This is a genomic window from Pelodictyon luteolum, from assembly GCF_001622165.1.
GTDB lineage: Bacteria > Bacteroidota > Chlorobiia > Chlorobiales > Chlorobiaceae > Chlorobium > Chlorobium luteolum_B.
On sequence record NZ_LVWG01000004.1, the window covers coordinates 1 to 19,474 of the forward strand.

The following is a 19,474-nucleotide window of genomic DNA, read 5'->3' on the forward strand; positions in this document are numbered from 1 at the left end:
CCAGATACCGGAATCGGCATCAATGAGCGTCATCTTCCGCATATTTTCGAGCCGTTCTTTACCACCAAAGAGGTAGGAAAGGGGACCGGTCTCGGGCTCTCAACCGTCTACGGGATCGTGAAGCAGCACAACGGCCATGTTGCATGCAGCAGCGAACCGGGCAATGGAACAACCTTTACCGTGTCCTTCCCCCTGTACGGTGATCCCGCCGTGGCGGCAACACCCGCCGATGATGAATGGAGTGAGCCGGCCGTAGAGGATAGCAAGGTCATCCTCATTGTTGAAGACGAGCCGGATATTCTGCATCTCGTCCAGACGATACTTGAAAAAATAGGATACCGGGTGCGCTCGGCTCCGGATGGCGAAAGCGCCCTCAAGCTGGACCCGCAGGGCATCAACCTGCTTCTTACTGATGTGGTGTTGCCGGGCATGAACGGCCCTCGACTCTATGAGATTATGCAGGAGGCCGATCCCGACCTTCAATGCCTGTTCATGTCCGGCTACGCACCTGAAAGCCTTGATCACCATCAGTCGCTGCAGGAAGGAGTGAACTTCATCCGCAAACCCTTCAGCATCAAAGATTTTATCAGCCTGGTCCGGCGATCCCTGGACCCTCAGCCATACCCCACCCCCCGATGAAGAAGGGGGCATGGACTGACTGGCAGCGGCTTAATGAGTGTGCTTCTGATAGATTGTTACGTGCATAGCATAGGACAGCTTATGTCCTGTCAGAAGAGCTAAAGTATTAACCTGAAGGCCGGCCGGTTGTTGTGGTGCTCTTGATGATCTATCATGGCGAAAAATTCAAAGATAGAGGTTTTGAGTACGGAGATATCAGTTCAAACCAGCCAAAAAGAAGACTATATCTCCCTAACCGATATAGCACGTTACAAGAACCGGGACAGAAGCGATGATCTCGTTCGAAACTGGCTTGGTAATCGCAATACCATTGAATTCCTTGGAATCTGGGAGCGCCTTAATAATCCTGATTTTAAAGGGGTCGAATTCGACTCCTTTGTCCATGAAGCAGGGGCAAATGCATTTACCCTCTCTCCACAGCAATGGATTTCGGCAACGTCTACAATCTCGATGTGGTCATTTCGGTGGGGTACCGGGTTGAGTACACTTACAACAGAATACTCAGGCCGTTGGCGTGTTGTGCCGGAATCAGCTGTAGCGCCCTGGACCGGAACAGGGCGTTATAGCGTGACCGGGGTTTCATGGGGATTGGATGAAGTGTTTTCTCCATTCAGGCAAGAACACCGATACCTTTTCGACTGATCACATCCAGAAGCCGTTTTGCGGCACCGCCGGGATGTTTTTGTCCCTGTTCCCATTGCTGAACGGTCGTTTTCCCCACGCCGATAATAGCCGCGAAGGCCGCCTGGCTTACGTGATTGGAGATTCTGATCTCCCGAATCTCTTCTGGCTTGAATGCCTTTTTCTTTGGAAGGCCGAGGGCTTCCACTTCGCGTAAGGTGACTTCATCCATCGCCCCGACCTCAAACAGGCCTTTTGCCATATCAAGTGCTATGTCAAGAATCTCGCTCATTCTCAAATATCTCCGTATACTCTTTCTTCAATAATAACTGCCCAAGTTGATCGTTTGTGGCTTCCAGGAATGCCTGTGCGACGAGTTGGAGGGCTTTTCTCTCTTTGGTGGTTATGTTTGCCTGTTGGTTCTTGCTGAAGGCATAAAGAAATACCACCCGGTTACTGCCCTGCTTTTGGAAGCCAACGAGAACCCGGTATCCGGACCTTTTTCCCTCGCCTTGTCTGGGGATACGCTTCTTGAAGAGTAGGCCGCCAAGGTCAGCTTCCACATTTCCTGCAACCACCTCTTCTGCAACTGCCCATATTGTCGCAGCTGGGACCCGTTCGTCCTTCGTCCAACGGCAGAACCACTTATTTAAGAAAACTCTCATTTGGTCTAATATATCACCAAGTGGTACAGAAAAAAAGTTTCGGCGGGATTTTCAAGTGCTTGGCTGCCCGGTATGGATGTATTCAAGTCCGTGCTCGGCGATGGCGTTCCATTCGACCACGATATCGACCTACTCCTTGAGCCAGTCGGAAGCGCGGCGAGGGTTCAACAAGGACGGCGACGGACTGAACACCATCAAGCTGCTGACACTGTATTCCTTAAAGGATCGTGAGCCCCTGGCAGTCGCCAAGCAACCGGGCAATCTTCCCGACGTCATCTCCATCGAGAATACCCTGAAGCGGCTCAAGTGCTTTTCCTTGAGCGCTCCTTGATCAAAAAAGGGGGCGTGGCGGACAGCTGAAGGTCAGCTTCAACGACAAAGCCATACTCGAAGCAAAGCGATACTTCGGCTATTTCGCGCTCGTCAGCAATCAGGCGATGGACACCTTCACGGCACTGGAGGATTACCGGCGGCGCGAAAAGATAGAGGAGCTTTTTGCCGTGCAGAAGGGTGGCCTTGACGGATCAATGTCACGCACATGGTATACCGACAACTTGCGGCGACGGCAGTTCGCGCAGTTTGTCTCCTTGGGGTATCATTGCTTCCTGACGAAGAAGATCAAGGAACTGCGCCAAGGGCTTCGGAAGAGCGGAAACGGAAAGACCAAGGCGCGTCTGTCGCAGTAAAAAGAAACTGGACAAATGGCATGCAGAGCGTTCACTTGCAGAGATTCTGGACTGGTTCGACTGCATTGAGACAACGCACGTGCAGACTGCCATGGGCAGCTGCCGCTGGTCTACCGAGTCAGTCGCCAGAGACAGGCTGTTGCTGGAATATCTGGGTGTGACTTCATTACCTCGTGTACGCATTATCCTACTTTTAGGTTCCTGCATCCGGAGGAAGGACGGGAACCCGATGGCGTTTGCGGGCTTGTGGGACATATGGCAGCCGCCGGACTGGTCTGCGGCGGTGCACTCATGCAACATCATCACCACAGCAGCGAACAGGGAAATGAAGGCCGTGCATGACCGGATGCCGGTCATCCTTGGTCCCGGGCAGTGGAGGGAGTGGCTTGGAGCCGGAACTCCGGGTGCCTTGAAACTGCTTCAGCCTCCTTCTAACGGAGCCTTGAACTCTATCCGGTGTCAACGAAGGTCAACAACCCGCGATATCAGGGCTATGAATGCATCAAGAGGGCTGAATGAAAAATATGTGAAAGACGATATATCCCTGTGTTCCTGCCATCTCATATAATGGTCGTTTTTTGAGACAGTAGGGAAGGGGGATCAAAAGCCCCTTTTTCCGGCTCCATTCTGTCTTATAAAAGCGTCACGCTAATCATTGACTTGTAAAGTCGTCATAGTGGAGTGTTTGTGAGATGCTGGCGCAAAAGGAATTTATTGTTGGCAATAATTGTCATAAATTGACAATGCCTCCAGGGAGTAGCTATTCATGAAATCAAGGAGAACGCCATGCCAATGAACGTCAACTTGACTCCATACCTCGAAAAAATGGTACGGGAAAAGGTTAACTCGGGCTTATACACATCGGCGAGTGAGGTCATCCGTGAAGCGTTGCGCCTCATGGATGAACAGGATTCGATCCGGAAGGCAAGGACCGATCTTCTGAGGCAGGAGATTCAATCGGGGATTGAGAGCGGCGCAGCAACGGTCTGGAATCCTGATGTGATCAAAAATGCGGGAAGAAAGCGGAGTAAGAAATAAGCAGGAGCCCCCCATGCCAATCATCAGGACCCGACCGCTCGCTTTCGACGATCTTGCCGAAATATGGAGTTACATCGCTGAAGACAGTTTGAATCGTGCCGACACGTTTATCGACTCCATCGACAGGAAATTCCATGAATTGGCACGGTCACCCCATATCGGAAGATCTCGCAATGAGCTTCTGCAGGGCCTGTGCAGTTTTCCGGTCGGCCGCTATATCATTTTTTACCTAATCATCCCGGGCGGGATAGAAGTTGTCCGGGTCTTACATGCATCGAGAGATATCGATGAGCAACTCAATCCTCAGGAATAGATGGCAGTGCGACTCATCGGCTATGCCAGGGTCTCGACCTCCGGCCAGGAACTCAACCTGCAACTCGATGCCCTCAAACATGCCGGCATCTCCGACAAACTCATTTTCATCGATAAGGTCAGTGGAACAAAAACGGATCGGCCAGGTCTTGCTGCCTGCATGACGGAACTACAAGCAGGGGACACTCTCATCATCTGGCGACTCGATCGCCTCGGCCGCTCCCTGAAACACCTCATCGAGATCGTCGATGAATTGAAAGGCAGGGGAGTGGGCTTCCGTTCGATCAGTGACGGCGGCATCGATACCACCACCGCCTCTAGCGAAATGGTCTTCAATATCTTCGCCACACTTGCACAGTTCGAGCGGCGGTTGATTCAGGAAAGAACCCAGGCCGGTCTGAAAGCGGCACGGGCAAGAGGCAAGAAGGGCGGACGACCGAAGATTTCTCCGAATGACTCCAAAGCAGATAGCCTCTTCTGGAGCACCGCCCGTTGAAGTTCCGGCAAGAATTCAGGAGGTGTTTAAAGGTTTGCTGGCAGAAGTCTGGCAGGAGGCGCAGGCTATCTCGAATGAGTCCCTCAATGCAGCCCAGGCTGCATGGGTGACCGAGCGGGCTGAAGCAGAAGAGCTTCGGAATGAGGTTTCCGAAGCTTACGAGGTCCAGGCTCAGGAACTCGAAGCTGTCCGACAGCAGCTGGCGGAAGCTCTTGAACAGGTGCGGGCAGGAGAGCAGATTCGGGAGCGGCAGGCATCCGAGCTGGCAGAACTGCCGGCGGCCAAGCAGCAGCGCGATTACGAAGCCGCAAATGCAATGACGGAACTCCATACTGCACGGGAGGCGTTGGATTCTCTCCGTTCTGAGCTGGCTCAGGTTCAGGCCAGAGCGGAAGCTTATGCTTCAGTTGCCGCTGAACGGCAGCAGGATGCAGCCAGGAGGCTGGAAACGGTTCTTGCCGAGCTGGAGAATATGAAGCAGGAGAGCAAGACGGCACTGGATAAAGCGCAGCAGGAAGCCGCAGCAGCGCGTGAGCATGCTGCAGGCCTTGTCGGGCAGCTTGAGGCAATCACGGCCCAGAACAGGGAGCTGATGGCGGCGTTGAAGCGGTGAAAACATAGATAAAAAAGTTGCCCGGATTCTTGAAAATACTCTTTTAAATATTGCTTTGGCATATGTCGGATTCGGAAGATGAAGTCGCAGCGAGTTGATAATTGTAACAGCTTTGCCGGGCTGTAAGTACGGCATTGCTATTCTCGATGTTGGAGGGCTGAAATCGACTTCAAACGTTAAGAAATAGCGCAAAGTATTCGTATAATTACAATTACCCTACTTATTCTATTGGAAAGGCAGGCCATTCCGTGCATCGTAAAGGGGATGGAAACTCCAGGTTAAGACAAGAGAAGATTATGCTTTATGAAATCAAAGAACGGCGTCAATAGAACTCTGACAGTACTGGATATCGGAAGCCTTTCAAGTCATTTGTGGGAGGCTGCCAATATCCTGCGAGGGCCTGTCGATGCCGCAGATTTCAAGACCTACATTTTTCCATTACTCTTTTTCAAGCGACTCTCCGATGTTTATGACGAGGAGTTTGCTGCCGCTTTTGACGAGTCCGCAGGTGATGTGGAATTCGCCCAATTTCCCGAGAACCATCGTTTTCAGATTCCGGATGCCTGTCATTGGGAGGAAGTTCGAGAACGGAGCGCTAATATCGGCCATGCTCTTCAGAAGGCCATGCGGTGCATCGAGCAGGCCAACCCCGACTCACTTCATGGCATTTTCGGTGATGCCCAGTGGACAAACAAGGAGCGTCTCTCCGACGCACTGCTTAAAGACCTGATTGAACATTTCTCTTCGCTTGATCTTGGCAATGAGCACTGCAAGGCGGACATCCTTGGCCAGGCTTATGAATACCTGATCAAGAAATTTGCCGATCTGACCAACAAGAAAGCAGGTGAGTTCTACACCCCACGTTTTGTAGTTACGCTGATGGTTCGCATCCTTGCGCCGCAAACTGGTGAGACAATCTATGACCCGGCCTGCGGAACGGGAGGTATGCTTCTCGAAGCCCTCCATTACGTCAAAGAGCATGATGGCGATTTGAATCTCATGTTGGGGAAACTCTTCGGGCAGGAGAAGAATCTGACAACCTCTTCTATCGCCCGCATGAACCTCTTTTTGCATGGCGCAGAGGATTTTCATATCGAGCGTGGGGATACCTTGCGCTCGCCTGCTTTTTATTCTGGTGACAACCTTGCAGCTTTCGACTGCGTTATCGCCAATCCTCCGTTTTCCCTTGAAAAATGGGGAGAAGATGTCTGGCTCAATGATCCTTATGGGCGGAATTTTGCTGGTTTGCCACCAGCCAAATCGGGTGACTATGCCTGGGTGCAGCACATGGTCAGTTCTATGGCATTCAGAACAGGACGTATGGCAGTTGTGCTTCCTCATGGCGTTTTGTTCCGGATGTCAAAGGAAGGCGAAATCCGTCGCAAGCTTCTCGAAATGGATATTCTCGAAGCGGTGATAGGTCTCGGGCAGAACATATTCTATGGCACAGGTCTCGCCCCTTGCTTGCTTGTTTTTCGTGACATCAAACCGACAGAGCATCGTAAGAAGGTGCTGTTTATTAACGCATCGAAGGAGTTCAAGACCGGTCGTGCCCAGAATGAACTCTTGCCTGAGCATGTCGAGCGCATCCATCGTTGGTATCAAGAGTATCGGGATGTCGAAGGTGCTTGCAGAGTGGTTACGCTTGATGAAATCCGGGAAAACGATTTCAATCTGAACATCCCTCGATACGTGGAACCGGTGATAGAGGAAGAGTCAATGACTGTAGATGAAGCAGTCGAGAACCTCAAGCAGTCACTACAGGCCGCTTATGCGGCCGAAGACCGGTTGAAGGAGCTGCTGATAAGGGAGGGTTTGCTGTCATGAGAATAAAGGTCTTTATCAGCTCTGTTCAGAAAGAACTCGGAGATGAGCGGCTTGCGTTGCAGATTCTTCTTTCTACTGATCCGTTTCTTTCCCTGCATTGTGTTCCGGTTTTATTCGAAGACGAGCCAACGACACTATATCCTGACCCACAGGCTTACCTTGCGTTACTGAAAACCTGTCATGTGTATGTGGGAGTTGTGTGGAAAGAGTACGGCAGGTTGATCGATGGGCTCTCTGCAACTCACCATGAATACCGTCTCTCCAGAACACTGCCGTTACCAACACTTGTTGCAATCAAAGGTACCAATGATCTTGCCCGATCGCCGGAAACCAACGCATTCATAGAAGAAATCAAAAGGGACGGTCATACCTACGAGCGATTTGAAAGCACGGAAGAACTGCAGGAAAAAGTCCGGAAACGACTGGTTCGTTACATCAAGGACTCCTACGACATAGAGCCTACAAGCGATCAGAATACATCAGCCCATAAAACAATTCATATCGCATCTCTGTTTGAGCGTCAACGCCTTGAGGTACTTCCCTGGAGCGGCATTGATACCTCTATTGCTGTTCGTATGGTTGCAAGTTCGGAAAACCTTCCTGCCGGGAGCATAAACAGTGATGAGGTGATGCATACGCTCTGGGAACGAGGTTACTTGTGGAAAGATGAGGACAAACGATATTTAGCGACAGCAGCCGGGATCATGCTTCTTGCGCCTGATCCATCAAAGTATTTCGCCCATGCCCGCATTCAGGTAGCCGCATACGCTGGGAGTGTTCGTACAGCCACCCCTTCTGATCATGCTACTATCAGAAAACCGTTGTCAGAAGCCATTGATGAGGTGGTCGCCTTTATCCGAAAAAACACGAGACATCCGTTGCGCATCGCCGGTTTGCAGAGAATCGAAGTGAATGAATATCCCGAGGCCGCCTTGCGCGAGGCACTTGTAAATGCTTTTGCCCATCGCGACTATGAAGACGCAGGCAGAAGAGTAACTGTTGATCTGTTCAGGGACAGAATCGAAATTATCAGTCCGGGTGCTCTTCCGGGAAATCTGAGTCTTGCAAAACTTCGTTCAGGAAAAGCCCGGTCACAATCGCGAAACCCGAATATCGCACAAGGACTGGTTTTTCTTGGTCGAATGGAAGAGCGAGGCACCGGTATTACCCGTATGCGTGATTCCATGCTGAACCACGGCCTTGATGCCCCGCTTATTGCAATAGCCGATAACGAGGTCGTGGTAACATTGATCGGTCCAGGAGAAAATATGGAGCGGATACTGTTGCCTGAAAACATCACCGGAGGCATCAGTCCTGCTGTCGCTGAAAAGCTGAATGAACGGCAGAGCGCGATACTGGCCGAAATCGTAAGAAGCGGCTCCGTTACCACCGGCTGGATTACCAAAACCCTCGGGGTCGCCAAAGACACGGCTTTCAGAGATGTCAGAGAGCTTGTTGCCTTTGGCTTGATAGAACCTGAAGGAGAAGGACGGGGACGCCATTATATCCTTAAACCGTAATGGTCAGGAGTAGTCTGGAATTGTAAAAAAACGTCCGATAATCGTCCGACTATTTTTCGATAATCGTCCGATAATCGTTGAAATATGAGGATGTTTAAACCTTATCGATGAAGAAGAAGAGTCACATTTCCCAATCTGAACTCGAATCCTACCTCTGGGGTGCGGCCATCCTGTTGCGCGGCTACATCGATGCCGGGGATTACAAGCAGTTCATTTTCCCGTTGCTGTTCTACAAACGTTTGTGTGACGTGTACGATGAGGAGCTGGACGAGGCTCTTGAGGAATCAGATGGCGATCAGGAATACGCCGCGTTGCCCGAGCAGCACCGGTTTCAGATTCCGGAGGAGGCACATTGGAATGTCACCCGAACCAAAGTCAGGAATGTGGGCAAGGCGATTCAGGACGCCCTTCGAGACATCGAAAAGGCAAATCCCGACACCTTGTTCGGTGTTTTCGGCGATGCCCAGTGGACCAACAAAGATCGCTTGCCTGACCATATGTTGCGGGAGTTGATCGAACACTTCAGCACGAAAACGCTTTCGCTTTCAAACTGCCCGGAAGATGAACTCGGGATCGGCTACGAGTTTCTGATCAAGAAGTTTGCTGACGATTCAGGTCACACCGCTGCGGAGTTCTACACTAACCGCACCGTGGTGCACCTCATGACCGAACTGCTCGAGCCAATACCGGGCGAATCGATTTACGATCCGACATGTGGTTCGGCGGGTATGCTGCTCTCTGTGGTTGCTCACCTGAAACGGCAGGCTAAAGAGTGGCGAAATCTCCGACTGTTTGGGCAGGAACGCAATCTGCTCACCTCGGCCATTGGACGAATGAACCTCTTCCTGCATGGCATCGAGGATTTTCGCATTGTCCGGGGAGACACCCTTGCCTATCCGGCGTTTGTCGAAGGTGACCACTTAATGAAGTTCGATGTTGTCCTTGCCAATCCGCCGTACTCGATCAAGCAGTGGGATCGCGAGTCGTGGGCATCCGATCCCTGGGGGCGGAATATCTACGGTACTCCGCCACAGGGTCGTGCAGATTATGCTTTCTGGCAGCACATCATTGCAAGCATGAAAGCCCGTTCTGGTCGTTGTGCGATTCTCTTTCCGCACGGAGTCCTCTTCCGGAAAGAGGAGCTGTCGATGCGCGAAAAGCTGATTGCTCACGACGTGGTGGAATGTGTGCTGGGCCTGGGGCCGAATCTGTTCTACAACTCGCCGATGGAAGCCTGTGTAGTCATTTGCCGGATGGATAAGCCCAAAGAACGCAGGAACAAGGTGCTGTTCATCAACGCGGTGAATGAGGTGACCCGTGAACGGGCACAGAGTTTTCTTACTGATGACCACATCCAGCGGATCGTTGGTGCATATCAGGCCTTCACCGATGAGGATGGCTTTGCTCGTGTGGTCGGCAATGCTGAGATCAGGGAAAAAGGTTGCAACCTCAGTATTCCGCTGTATGTCCGGGCAATGACCAACCGAGCGATGTCGGTATTGGAGGATTCGGATCGGTATGGACAGAATTCCCTGCAAAAGGCGATTGATAACTGGCAGGATAGCTCAAAGGCATTGCGAGAATCTATGGACGAAATGTTATCAATGTTGAAAGAATACCAAGATGATCAAGCGAATTAATGTTCTAAAAGGAGTTGGTCGTTTTGCCCAGCTTAATCCCGTGCGAGGAGCAGAAGGTGATTTCGCCAGTTTGAATGTAATCTATGGGAGCAATGCTTGCGGAAAAAGTACCCTGTGCGACGTTTTCCGATCTATTGACACAGGAAATCCAAGCTATGTGATTGGTAGAAAGAGACTTGGTTCAAATGACCAACCAGAGGTCGTTGTTTTGATGGACGGGGGGCAAACAATCCGATTCCAAGGTGCTCAATGGTATGGGCGTGAAAATTGTCAGCCAATTCATGTCTATGATGACAGGTTTGTGGCGGAGAATGTTTTTATCGGTCATCACATAAGCGTCGATCAACGCCGTAACCTTTATGGAATAGTAATCGGGGATCAAGCCATTGTTTTGCAGCAGGCGGTTGATAACGCCGAACAACAACTAAGCAGTGCTACCACTGCGTTAAATACTGCACAGGCAAACCTCAACAGGCTAATTCCCGTCGGTTCCACTATAGAATCGTTTAGAAGGCAGGCGGCAGTAGACGATGTTGATACGAAAATCGCGGAAGCAACCCGCGAATTACGATTAGCTGAACAAGCAAAAACAAAGGCAGATGCTATTCAGGCTCGCAGGCCGCTGGCCACATTGCCGATAGCGGAGGTTCCCGAGTCATTGGATAGGGTGTTGAACTCAACACTCGATAGTGCCTCTCTAGCTGCGGAAGAAAAAATCAGGAATCATCTCGCGGCTACATCTCAAGGGCTTTCAATAAGCTGGATTAAACAAGGTTTCGATTCACAAATCAGTACGACGTGCCCCCACTGTGGGCAGGATATGCAGGGTCTGGACATTCTGGATTCATATCGCTTGTTCTTCTCCGGCGAGCTACAAGCTCAGGATCAGCTTCGGGAGTCGGTACAGTCAGCTTTGCAGAGAGCATTTGGTGAAGCTGCACAAAATCAGTTTAGGCAGATTTTCATCTCTCACGGCACAGAGCAAGATTGGTGGAAGGATGTAGCTGGGTATGAATTCTCTTTGCCAGAAATCGGCGATATCGACACCATACTGGCTTTACTACAAGGAGCTTGTCTGGCGATAGATTCTGCGTTGAAACGAAAGCAGGCAAGTCCGGGAAGCGAAATAACCCTGACTGTTGAAGAGTCTACCGAAATTACTTCTTGGAGGGGGACGGTTGCCAAACTGAGAGCCTACAATGAAGCATTAAGTACTATAAATGCTGAGCTGCAAGTTCGTCAAGCCAGCGCCGGAGAAATCGATCTGGCCCCATTGCAGCAAAGAGTGTCTACCTTAAATAACAGCAAGAAAAGACATGAGTCAGAAACTGTAACTGCTTACTTAGAATACGATGCTGCTGCCATCCAGAAATCAACGGCCCAAAGGGAAAAGCAAGGAGCCAACGATGCACTTCGTGAGCAATCCAACCAGTTGTTCGAGCGTTATGGTAGTCGAATCAATGAGTTGCTGACACGTTTTGGGGCTGATTTTCAGATTGTAAGTGATGGAGTGAATTTCAGAGGTGGTCCCCCATCTGGACAACTTGCAGTTAAAGTTTGTGGAGAGAGGGTATCAGCTACACCTGAAGCTGCCTCTGACCCCTCACAGGTTTCATTGGCAAATACATTGAGCGGCGGAGATCGTAGTGCATTGGCGCTCGCCTATTTCTTGGCAAAGGTTGAAATGGCAGCCAATGTGGCTCGTTCAATCGTGGTGTTTGATGACCCATATCATAATCAGGATCGAAGTCGGCGACAGTGTACGATTGAAAGAATTCATCACCTTACGGGAATTGCAAATCAGTGCTTTGTATTTTCACATGATCTCGAATTTGCGAGAACCGTTGAGAAACGCCCAGGCACCACGGCAAAAACCTTTGTCCTTAATCCTCTTAGTGATTCGACAACACTTGATGCTAGGACTCTGCCTCTTCTACCCAGTCAAGCCTATTTGAAAAATTATCATCTCCTGCACAATTATTCTGTGAACCCGGCGGGCTATCTTCATCATCTAAAAGAGGTTGCCGATACGCTTCGTGTCATATTGGAAGAGTATCTTCGCCTCAAATTTCCTAAAGCATGGGCTGAAAACGACTGGCTAGGAGATATGATTCGGAAAATCCGAGAAGCTCAAGCGGGAACACCACTATCTTTGTGCCAGCCCTTGGCTGAGGAACTGGGTTATATCAATACTTATAGCCAGCGTTTTCATCATGGTGGAACTGGTGAGGTGGCGGACGAACCTGAACCAAGAGAATTAAAAACTTATGTAGATAGAACTCTGAAAGTGATTCACGCCGGAGGACATAGATGAGTGGCTTAAAACCCGGCTGGATAATGGTCAAGTTCGGTGACATCGCACAAAATGTTGCAGTGCGGGTGGACCCGGCTGATGCCAAGACTGACATCTATGTCGGGCTGGAGCATCTCGATCCCAGCACGATTCATCTCCGCCAGTGGGGTCACCCTTCCGATGTCACCGGACAGAAGCTGGTGTTCAAGAAAGGCGATGTGATTTTCGGTCGCCGTCGGGCGTATCAGCGCAAGCTTGCTGTGGCTGAGTTTGATGGTATCTGCTCGGCCCACGCCATGGTTGTTCGTGCAAAGCCCAAAATGATTCTGCCAGAGTTTTTGCCGTTTTTTTTACAGTCAGACATGTTCATGGAACGAACTATCGAAATATCGGTAGGTTCGCTTTCCCCAACGATCAACTGGAAAACGCTACAAGTGCAGGAATTCCCGCTGCCGCCGCTTGATGAACAGATGCGCATTGCCGAGATTCTGTGGACTGCGGATGAGACATTCAACCAACACCAGCAGAGTAAAATCAATCTGTTGTCGGTAAAAAGAACCTTGTTGAATCGACTAACAGTCAGGGGAATTGGTCAGCATTTAACCCAGCTCACCAGGCTTGGTGAAATACCTGCACACTGGCGTCTCGCTACTGTTAAAGACATAACATCGATTTGCCAATACGGTTTGTCTATCCCTTTGAATGAATCTGGCCAGTATCCAATTCTCCGGATGATGAATTACGATGATGGTCGGATCATTGCCAACGATTTGAAATACGTTGATTTGGATGATGCAGATTTCAATTCATTCAAGCTTCATAAAAGTGACATTCTTTTCAATAGAACGAACAGTGCCGATTTAGTCGGGAAGGTCGGTATTTTTGATCTTGACGGAGATTTTGTGTTTGCATCATATCTCATTCGCCTGAGAGCAGATCAAAAAAAAATTCTTCCAGATTTCCTTAATTATTATCTGAATTCTGATCTTGGCCAAAGAAGGCTTCTTGCCTATGCAACTCCCGGTGTGAGCCAAACCAATATTAGCGCAGGAAGCTTGAAAAAAGTTCTGGTTCCACTGCCTCCGATTGAGGAGCAGAAACAGATTGTCAAGGTGCTCAATGATTTGGAGCTTAGAAAGCATTTTCAAAGGAGTCATGTTGCCAAAGCAAAAAAATGCTTGGTAGCTCTCTTAAACAACCTGGTTGGGGCTAAAATAGATGAAGAGGTGCTCCATCTTTAATTACGAAAACACTGAAAAACAAATGGCTCTCGGCATGATCTGCGGTAGCGCACTTTCGCACATGGTAGCCGAAGAACTCACTGGTTAGGATGAATATTCTGATCGACTCAAATATTCTGATTCCGTTAGAGGATACGGGTCGGACACTCGATCCTTCTCTGGCGGAAATGCGCAGGCTATCTGAACAGAACGGTCATGTGTTATTCGTGCATCCAGCGCAGGAAGAGGATATTCGTCGAGATCAGCATGAAAACAGGCGAAACATCGTCCTGTCGCGATTGAACCAGTATCAAGAGATTCCTTCACCTCCTACGCTATCTGAAGAATCTTTGCAAGAATATGGATGGCGACAAACCGGTGAGAATGACCGGATCGATAATCTGCTCCTCCATGCTTTGTGCCGGGGAGCCGTTCACTTCCTCGTCACAGATGATAATGGCATCCATAGGAAAGCAAGGGCAGCTCAGGTTCAGGAGCAAGTACACCACCTTGAACAGTTTCTGGCTTTTCTCCGGTCACAATCATCAATAGAACATCCGCCGCCTTTTGGCATCGAAGAGCGATACCTTCATGAGTTTGATGTTCGTCAGCCTTTTTTTGACTCTTTACGTGAGGGCTATCCTGATGAGTTTAACGATTGGTACTTGAGATCGGCTGAAGAACACCGTAAAGCCTGGTGCATCAGTGATGGCGAAACCCTGCAAGCTATTTGCATTTATAAGGAGGAAGAGCATGAGGTAATCGTAGATGATGGTGCCCCATTGGACGGCATTGCATTGAAGTTGTGCACGTTTAAGGTTGGAGAGAGCGTTCGTGGCCGTAAACTCGGTGAGCGCCTCCTGTTTTCAGCATTCAAATATGCTGTTGGGCATCATATCCCATATGTCTATCTCCATACTTTTGGTAGTGAACAGGACTTACTGATATCCCTCTGTCAGGATTATGGGTTTGAGCTTGCGGGCAAATATCGTGGTCGTGACGATGTTTACCTGAAAAAAATGTCAGAGCCAAATTCTGTGCCGACCGACATCTCTCCTTTGACCTATGCAGTCACCTATTACCCTCATTACCTGGACAAGGTTGAAGTCGGCAAGTTCATTATTCCGATACAGCCCCAATATCACAATGACCTGTTTGCCGATACCAGCGATCTGGCCAGTAGTCTGTTTTCACAAGATGCCAGTTTATATAACCCGCAATCCAACACAATAAAAAAAGCATATATCTGTCACGCGAATACAACGCAGATAAAAACTGGTGACCTCTTGTTTTTTTATAGAACCCATGATCGAAAAAGTGTCGAATGCATGGGGGTCGTTGAGCAGACCTATCGCGGGCAGGATATTGAGAGGGTGTTGCCTTTGGTGTCTAAACGTACGGTTTACTCACAGGCGGAGATCAGGGAATGGCTTCAGAAAGAAACCTTAGTAATCCTGTTTCGTTTTATTCGTGATTTTTCTCCTGTTGATCAAGGCACACTCGTTGGCGCTGGTATCAGGGGGGCGATTCAGAGTATCCGAAAAATTTCACATGAACAATATCTGCATTGCTTTGTAAGGAATCATAGTTAATGAGTAAAGCTGTACTGATTTCAATTTATTATGAACATTTGGCCAAGATTCTATCAGGTGACAAGGTGTTCGAGTATCGTAAGGTGATGCCAAGCCAGAGCGTTTCGCATTTGGTTTTTTACTGCACACAACCAGTGAAAAAGGTCGTTGCAGTGGCTGACGTGGCCGGTCGGCTTGATGGGTCTCCAAGCAGGATATGGAGTGATACCGGTTATGGGGCGGGTATTACCCGCAAATATTTCAGAGATTATTTCACAGGCAGAAAGAGTGCCAGTTGCTTTGCGTTGGGGAATGTTTATGAATTGACCGAGCCTCTTGAGTTTGCGGCGCTTTCCAGCTGCAAGGTTCCTCCCCAGTCATTTTGTTACCTGAATGATGACGATACGGAAAAGATTTTTAACAAGCTGTCTGATGTCCCTTCAAATCCATCATCACTGATTTTCGTCGGGGGGATTCATGGGGTTGGTAAAACGACCATATGCAGGAAGGCCTTTGAACCTCTTGGCTATCATTGTGTGACTGCCAGTTCTTTGATCTCTGTATATGGATGTCGAACAGACACAAACAAGCGGGTTGATAATGTTTCAAACAATCAGCACGCGCTTGTTGAGCAGCTTGCATTGGAAAAAAAGAGGCATTGTCGAATTCTCCTTGATGGCCACTTTACGTTGATTAATAGTCAAGAGGATATTGAACCGATAGACTGTAGTGTTTTTCAGAAAATGCATCTAACCCATCTGATTCTTTTCAAGGGTGATCCAGCAGAAATTACAAGACGATTGGAGATTCGTGATGGGAGAGAGTGGAATCCTGAATTTATTTCCGCTTTTCAGTACGCAGAGGAGCGGCACGCCAGGCATGTATCAGATAGCATCGGGATACCGTTACAGATTATCGAGAATACGGACAGCCCGGCAAAAATCGCAAAATCAGTCAGTCGGAGGTCGTGATAATGGTTCTTTTTAACGAAGAAAACACTGTCGAGCAAATGGTGCTCGATACGCTCAGCAGTGGTGTTCCTGAGAGCGTTGTTGCTGAAGAATCTTCGAGATATGCCGACAAGCTTAAAGGTTGGCGTTTCGTGCCGGTGGAATCGTTGGAGAGGGAGTATTCCGATGTATTCGTCGAGTCAATGGTGCGCGACGCCCTCATCCGTCTGAACCCGGAAATCAAGGCCCAACCCGACCGCGCTGACGAGGTGCTCTATCGCCTGCGAGCCATTCCGCTGTCGGTGCAGAGCGATGGCCTGGTAAGGGCCAACGAGCTGTTTGCCGAATGGCTGCGAGGAGAGAAGACCATGCCGTTTGGTGAGAGGGGGGAGCACACTCAGGTACGGCTGATCGATTTCGAAGAACCTGAAAACAACGACTATGTAGTGACCAGTCAGTGGATATACCCAATCAAGGAGGATGGTCGCCGGTTAGATATTGTTCTGCTGATCAACGGATTTCCTCTGGTGATAGGCGAGGTCAAAACCCCGGTACGTCCGGCAGTGACCTGGATTGATGGGGCCAGTGACATTCACAACGGTTATGAACGGAGTGTGCCGCAGATGTTCGTGCCGAATGTATTTTCGTTTGCAACGGAAGGCAAGTGTTTTCGGTACGGTTCGGTGCGTATGCCTGTCGAAATCTGGGGGCCGTGGTATGGCGATGGGCGTAACGGGAATGATGGGGGCCTGAAAGAAGGAAATCTGGCGAGTGTGCAACGAACGATTGAAAGTATGCTCAGGCCCGCTATCATTCTGGATATTTTGCTGAATTTCACCCTCTTCGCAACCGACAAGAAGCATCGACGGATCAAAATTATCTGTCGCTACCAACAGTATGAGGCAGCCAACCTGCTGGTGGCCCGCGTGGTCAACGGCTATCCCAGAAAAGGTTTGATTTGGCATTTCCAGGGCTCTGGCAAGTCGCTTCTGATGGTGTTTGCCGCACAGAAGCTGAGAATGCACGACAAGCTTGGCAATCCTACAGTGATCATCGTGGTGGATCGCATCGATCTCGATACCCAGATTACCGCTACGTTTAATGCCGCCGATATTCCGAACATGGTCGGAGCATCAACTCGGCAGGAGCTGCAAAATTTTCTGGCAGCCGACACACGGAAGATCATCATCACCACTATCCACAAGTTTGCCGAAGCTGATGGACGCCTTAACGATCGCTCGAACATCATTGTGATGGTGGACGAAGCACATCGAACCCAGGAGGGCGATCTGGGGCGCAAGATGCGCGAGGCTCTGCCGAATGCATTCCTGTTTGGTCTGACGGGAACGCCGATCAACAAGCGGGACCGAAACACCTTTTGGGCGTTTGGCGCTGATGAAGATGAGCAGGGATATATGAGCCGTTACTCGTTTCAGGAGTCGATTCGTGACAAGGCCACTCTCCCTCTTCATTTCGAGGCAGTAGATGTGAAACTGCATATCGATCGTGAGGCGATTGACGAAGCGTATGCTCAAATGACCGATGAGCTCAACGATGATGACCGTGACGATTTGGCCAGAAGAGCTGCGAAAATGGCAGTGCTTATCAAGGCTCCGGCACGGGTGAACGCGATCTGCAAGCATATCGTGAAGCATTATCAGGAGAAGGTCGAGCCGAATGGCTTCAAGGCGCAAATTGTGACCTTTGATCGTGAGTGTTGCGTTCTGTACAAAAGGGCTCTTGATGAACTGATCGGCCCTGATGCCAGCGCCATCGTCATGCATACGCAAGGAGGGAAATCCGATGAGTATGCGGAGTGGAAGCTCACAAAAGATGAAGAGGAAAAGCTGCTCGACCGATTCAGGGATTCGAGCGATCCGCTCAAATTTCTCATTGTCACATCCAAGCTGTTGACCGGTTTCGATGCTCCCATTCTCCAGACGATGTATCTGGACAAACCGATGAAGGATCATAGCCTGTTACAGGCCATCTGTCGTACCAATCGGATTTATTCCGGAAAGACGCATGGCTTGATTGTCGATTACCTGGGTATTTTCGACGATGTGGCTGAGGCACTTGATTTCGATGAAAAGGCAGTGCAGAAAGTTATCACCAATCTGGACCAACTCAAAAAAGCGCTGCCGCACAGCATGACGAAGTGCCTGTCATTTTTCCCTGATGTTGATCGCACTGTTGGCGGTTATGAAGGATTGATCGCCGCACAGGATTGCCTGCCTAACAATGAAACCCGTGACCGGTTTGCTGCTGAATTTTCGGTGCTATCCCGGTTGTGGGAGGCACTGTCGCCTGACCCATGTCTCAGGTATTATGAGATCGATTACCGGTGGTTGGCTCTGGTGTATGAATCAGTCAAACCGCCGAGCGGTAATGGTAAGCTGCTCTGGCATGCTCTTGGAGCAAAAACTGTCGAGCTGGTGCATGAAAACGTGCATCTGGAGACGGTACGGGATGATCTCGAAACGCTGGTCATGGATGCTGAGGTGCTCGAAGAGTTTCTTAATACTCGTGAGCCGGGGAAAAAATCGAAAGAGATCGAAATCAAACTCGTTGCCCGGTTGCGGCGGCATAAGGATAATCCTGAGTTCATCGCTCTCGGAGAACGTTTGGAAATGCTCAGAGAACGGCACGAAGCAGGATTGCTTCACAGTCTCGATTTCCTCAAAGAACTGCTGACTCTCGCCAGAGAGGTGGTGCAGGCTGAAAAGCAGGTTGATCCCGTTGATGAACAATCAAAAGTCAAAGCCGCTCTGACAGAGCTGTTCGCAGAAGTGAAAAATGGTAACGTGCCCGTTGTGGTCGAGCGGATTGTAACAGACATCGATGAGATCGTCAGAATGGTACGTTTTCCCGGCTGGCAAAACACCAAAGCCGGAGAACGTGAAGTTCAGAAGGCTTTGCGTAAGGTCATCTATGTAAAATACCAGATCAAAGACCAGGAGTTGTTTGACAAGGCGTTCGGGTACATTGGACAGTACTACTAAGAAGGTGTTGACTATTCCGGTGAAATTGTAAAAAGCGAAGGTCAGGTGCATCGCTATCAAGGGCATGCTGTCAGAAACAATGTTGCGGAACGGTATGGTCTGACTGTTCTCTCCTTGGCACATGAGGGAGATGATCCGTGGCTAACCCTTTTCGAATTGCGGCCAATCAAAAATCCAATGGGCATTCCGATCTCATCCCTTATTGGATCTGCGAAGATGGTTCCGCCCTGGTGGAGCGACGCATTCCACTGCTCCCTTACAGCAAGGGTTGGCCCTCTATCGAATGGTTTTCGGTCAACCCCGGCAGGAAGACCTGCTGTTAGCCTTAGCCAGAATAGAAATCATGAATAACTAAATCTAACGGACTGGCTGATTTCGTTG

General features: G+C 49.7%; 18 protein-coding genes and 1 pseudogene. 17 read left to right on the forward strand and 2 right to left on the reverse strand.

Features of this window, described 5'->3' with window-relative positions; all coding sequences use genetic code 11:
• Both A3K90_RS00395 and A3K90_RS10250 read left to right on the forward strand, forming a co-directional pair.
• On the forward strand, positions 1–639 hold a 639-nt coding region (locus A3K90_RS00395; protein ID WP_303680642.1), incomplete at its 5' end, for a response regulator.
• A 153-nt stretch (positions 640–792) separates the two neighbouring features.
• Positions 793–1,080, forward strand: a pseudogene (locus tag A3K90_RS10250) (KilA-N domain-containing protein); the annotation flags it as partial.
• A 169-nt stretch (positions 1,081–1,249) separates the two neighbouring features.
• On the opposite strand, the gene A3K90_RS00405 reads toward A3K90_RS10250, so the two are convergent.
• The gene (locus A3K90_RS00405; RefSeq protein WP_303680644.1) at positions 1,250–1,552 is read right to left on the reverse strand and encodes a DNA-binding transcriptional regulator; all 303 of its coding nucleotides are present in this window, start codon (positions 1,550–1,552) and stop codon (positions 1,250–1,252) included.
• Positions 1,536–1,925: a type II toxin-antitoxin system RelE/ParE family toxin gene (locus tag A3K90_RS00410; protein WP_303680645.1), complete on the reverse strand. Its 390-nt coding sequence runs from the start codon at positions 1,923–1,925 to the stop codon at positions 1,536–1,538. Before A3K90_RS00410 ends, A3K90_RS00405 begins: the two co-directional genes overlap by 17 nt.
• Before the next feature lie 100 nt (positions 1,926–2,025).
• Between A3K90_RS00410 and A3K90_RS00415 the strand changes: the two genes are divergently transcribed.
• The 15 genes from A3K90_RS00415 (at position 2,026) to A3K90_RS00485 (ending at position 19,093) form a co-directional block, all read left to right on the forward strand.
• The gene (locus A3K90_RS00415; protein ID WP_303680646.1) at positions 2,026–2,256 is read left to right on the forward strand and encodes a hypothetical protein; all 231 of its coding nucleotides are present in this window, start codon (positions 2,026–2,028) and stop codon (positions 2,254–2,256) included.
• 106 nt (positions 2,257–2,362) lie between these two features.
• Positions 2,363–2,611, forward strand: a complete 249-nt coding sequence (locus tag A3K90_RS00420) for a hypothetical protein (protein WP_011357592.1) — start codon at positions 2,363–2,365, stop codon at positions 2,609–2,611.
• 229 nt (positions 2,612–2,840) lie between these two features.
• Positions 2,841–3,179 carry an SOS response-associated peptidase family protein gene (locus A3K90_RS00425; protein WP_303680665.1) on the forward strand — a complete coding sequence of 113 codons (339 nt, stop codon included), beginning with the start codon at positions 2,841–2,843 and terminating at the stop codon, positions 3,177–3,179.
• Between the two features lie 218 nt (positions 3,180–3,397).
• Entirely contained in the window at positions 3,398–3,649 is a 252-nt protein-coding gene (locus A3K90_RS00430; RefSeq protein WP_131359082.1) for a type II toxin-antitoxin system ParD family antitoxin, read from the forward strand.
• Between the two features lie 13 nt (positions 3,650–3,662).
• Positions 3,663–3,962, forward strand: a complete 300-nt coding sequence (locus A3K90_RS00435) for a type II toxin-antitoxin system RelE/ParE family toxin (RefSeq protein ID WP_131359079.1) — start codon at positions 3,663–3,665, stop codon at positions 3,960–3,962.
• A complete protein-coding gene (locus tag A3K90_RS00440) occupies positions 3,963–4,457 on the forward strand; it encodes a recombinase family protein (RefSeq protein WP_131359077.1) in 495 nt (164 codons plus the stop codon). It begins immediately after the preceding gene.
• Positions 4,414–5,070 (forward strand): DNA-binding protein, encoded by a 657-nt coding sequence (locus A3K90_RS00445; RefSeq protein WP_303680647.1) that lies wholly within the window; start codon positions 4,414–4,416, stop codon positions 5,068–5,070. Before A3K90_RS00440 ends, A3K90_RS00445 begins: the two co-directional genes overlap by 44 nt.
• A 303-nt stretch (positions 5,071–5,373) precedes the next feature.
• The gene (locus tag A3K90_RS00450) at positions 5,374–6,897 is read left to right on the forward strand and encodes a class I SAM-dependent DNA methyltransferase (protein WP_303680648.1); all 1,524 of its coding nucleotides are present in this window, start codon (positions 5,374–5,376) and stop codon (positions 6,895–6,897) included.
• Positions 6,894–8,417: an ATP-binding protein gene (locus tag A3K90_RS00455; protein WP_131359068.1), complete on the forward strand. Its 1,524-nt coding sequence runs from the start codon at positions 6,894–6,896 to the stop codon at positions 8,415–8,417. Before A3K90_RS00450 ends, A3K90_RS00455 begins: the two co-directional genes overlap by 4 nt.
• A 107-nt stretch (positions 8,418–8,524) precedes the next feature.
• A complete protein-coding gene (locus A3K90_RS00460; RefSeq protein WP_303680649.1) occupies positions 8,525–10,057 on the forward strand; it encodes a class I SAM-dependent DNA methyltransferase in 1,533 nt (510 codons plus the stop codon).
• A complete protein-coding gene (locus tag A3K90_RS00465) occupies positions 10,041–12,371 on the forward strand; it encodes an AAA family ATPase (RefSeq protein WP_303680650.1) in 2,331 nt (776 codons plus the stop codon). Before A3K90_RS00460 ends, A3K90_RS00465 begins: the two co-directional genes overlap by 17 nt.
• Entirely contained in the window at positions 12,368–13,591 is a 1,224-nt protein-coding gene (locus A3K90_RS00470; protein ID WP_303680651.1) for a restriction endonuclease subunit S, read from the forward strand. Before A3K90_RS00465 ends, A3K90_RS00470 begins: the two co-directional genes overlap by 4 nt.
• Before the next feature lie 89 nt (positions 13,592–13,680).
• Positions 13,681–15,162 carry a GNAT family N-acetyltransferase gene (locus tag A3K90_RS00475; RefSeq protein ID WP_303680652.1) on the forward strand — a complete coding sequence of 494 codons (1,482 nt, stop codon included), beginning with the start codon at positions 13,681–13,683 and terminating at the stop codon, positions 15,160–15,162.
• Positions 15,162–16,112, forward strand: coding sequence for an AAA family ATPase (locus A3K90_RS00480; protein ID WP_303680653.1), 951 nt, complete (start codon positions 15,162–15,164; stop codon positions 16,110–16,112). The genes A3K90_RS00475 and A3K90_RS00480 overlap by 1 nt, the downstream gene beginning before the upstream one ends.
• A gap of 2 nt (positions 16,113–16,114) precedes the next feature.
• Positions 16,115–19,093 (forward strand): type I restriction endonuclease subunit R, encoded by a 2,979-nt coding sequence (locus A3K90_RS00485; RefSeq protein ID WP_369690393.1) that lies wholly within the window; start codon positions 16,115–16,117, stop codon positions 19,091–19,093.
• Positions 19,094–19,474: the final 381 nt, after the last annotated feature.

Excerpts from the sequence above, each read along its gene's own strand:
- A3K90_RS00455 (WP_131359068.1), top strand. The coding sequence starts at position 6,894 with ATGAGAATAAAGGTCTTTATCAGCTCTGTTCAGAAAGAACTCGGAGAT.
- A3K90_RS00475 (WP_303680652.1), top strand. The coding sequence starts at position 13,681 with ATGAATATTCTGATCGACTCAAATATTCTGATTCCGTTAGAGGATACG.
- A3K90_RS00480 (WP_303680653.1), top strand. The coding sequence starts at position 15,162 with ATGAGTAAAGCTGTACTGATTTCAATTTATTATGAACATTTGGCCAAG.
- A3K90_RS00465 (WP_303680650.1), top strand. The coding sequence starts at position 10,041 with ATGATCAAGCGAATTAATGTTCTAAAAGGAGTTGGTCGTTTTGCCCAG.
- A3K90_RS00440 (WP_131359077.1), top strand. The coding sequence starts at position 3,963 with ATGGCAGTGCGACTCATCGGCTATGCCAGGGTCTCGACCTCCGGCCAG.
- A3K90_RS00425 (WP_303680665.1), top strand. The coding sequence starts at position 2,841 with ATGGCGTTTGCGGGCTTGTGGGACATATGGCAGCCGCCGGACTGGTCT.
- A3K90_RS00445 (WP_303680647.1), top strand. The coding sequence starts at position 4,414 with ATGACTCCAAAGCAGATAGCCTCTTCTGGAGCACCGCCCGTTGAAGTT.
- A3K90_RS00420 (WP_011357592.1), top strand. The coding sequence starts at position 2,363 with ATGGACACCTTCACGGCACTGGAGGATTACCGGCGGCGCGAAAAGATA.
- A3K90_RS00485 (WP_369690393.1), top strand. The coding sequence starts at position 16,115 with ATGGTTCTTTTTAACGAAGAAAACACTGTCGAGCAAATGGTGCTCGAT.
- A3K90_RS00405 (WP_303680644.1), bottom strand. The coding sequence starts at position 1,552 with ATGAGCGAGATTCTTGACATAGCACTTGATATGGCAAAAGGCCTGTTT.
- A3K90_RS00430 (WP_131359082.1), top strand. The coding sequence starts at position 3,398 with ATGCCAATGAACGTCAACTTGACTCCATACCTCGAAAAAATGGTACGG.
- A3K90_RS00470 (WP_303680651.1), top strand. The coding sequence starts at position 12,368 with ATGAGTGGCTTAAAACCCGGCTGGATAATGGTCAAGTTCGGTGACATC.
- A3K90_RS00415 (WP_303680646.1), top strand. The coding sequence starts at position 2,026 with ATGGCGTTCCATTCGACCACGATATCGACCTACTCCTTGAGCCAGTCG.
- A3K90_RS00450 (WP_303680648.1), top strand. The coding sequence starts at position 5,374 with ATGAAATCAAAGAACGGCGTCAATAGAACTCTGACAGTACTGGATATC.
- A3K90_RS00435 (WP_131359079.1), top strand. The coding sequence starts at position 3,663 with ATGCCAATCATCAGGACCCGACCGCTCGCTTTCGACGATCTTGCCGAA.
- A3K90_RS00460 (WP_303680649.1), top strand. The coding sequence starts at position 8,525 with ATGAAGAAGAAGAGTCACATTTCCCAATCTGAACTCGAATCCTACCTC.
- A3K90_RS00410 (WP_303680645.1), bottom strand. The coding sequence starts at position 1,925 with ATGAGAGTTTTCTTAAATAAGTGGTTCTGCCGTTGGACGAAGGACGAA.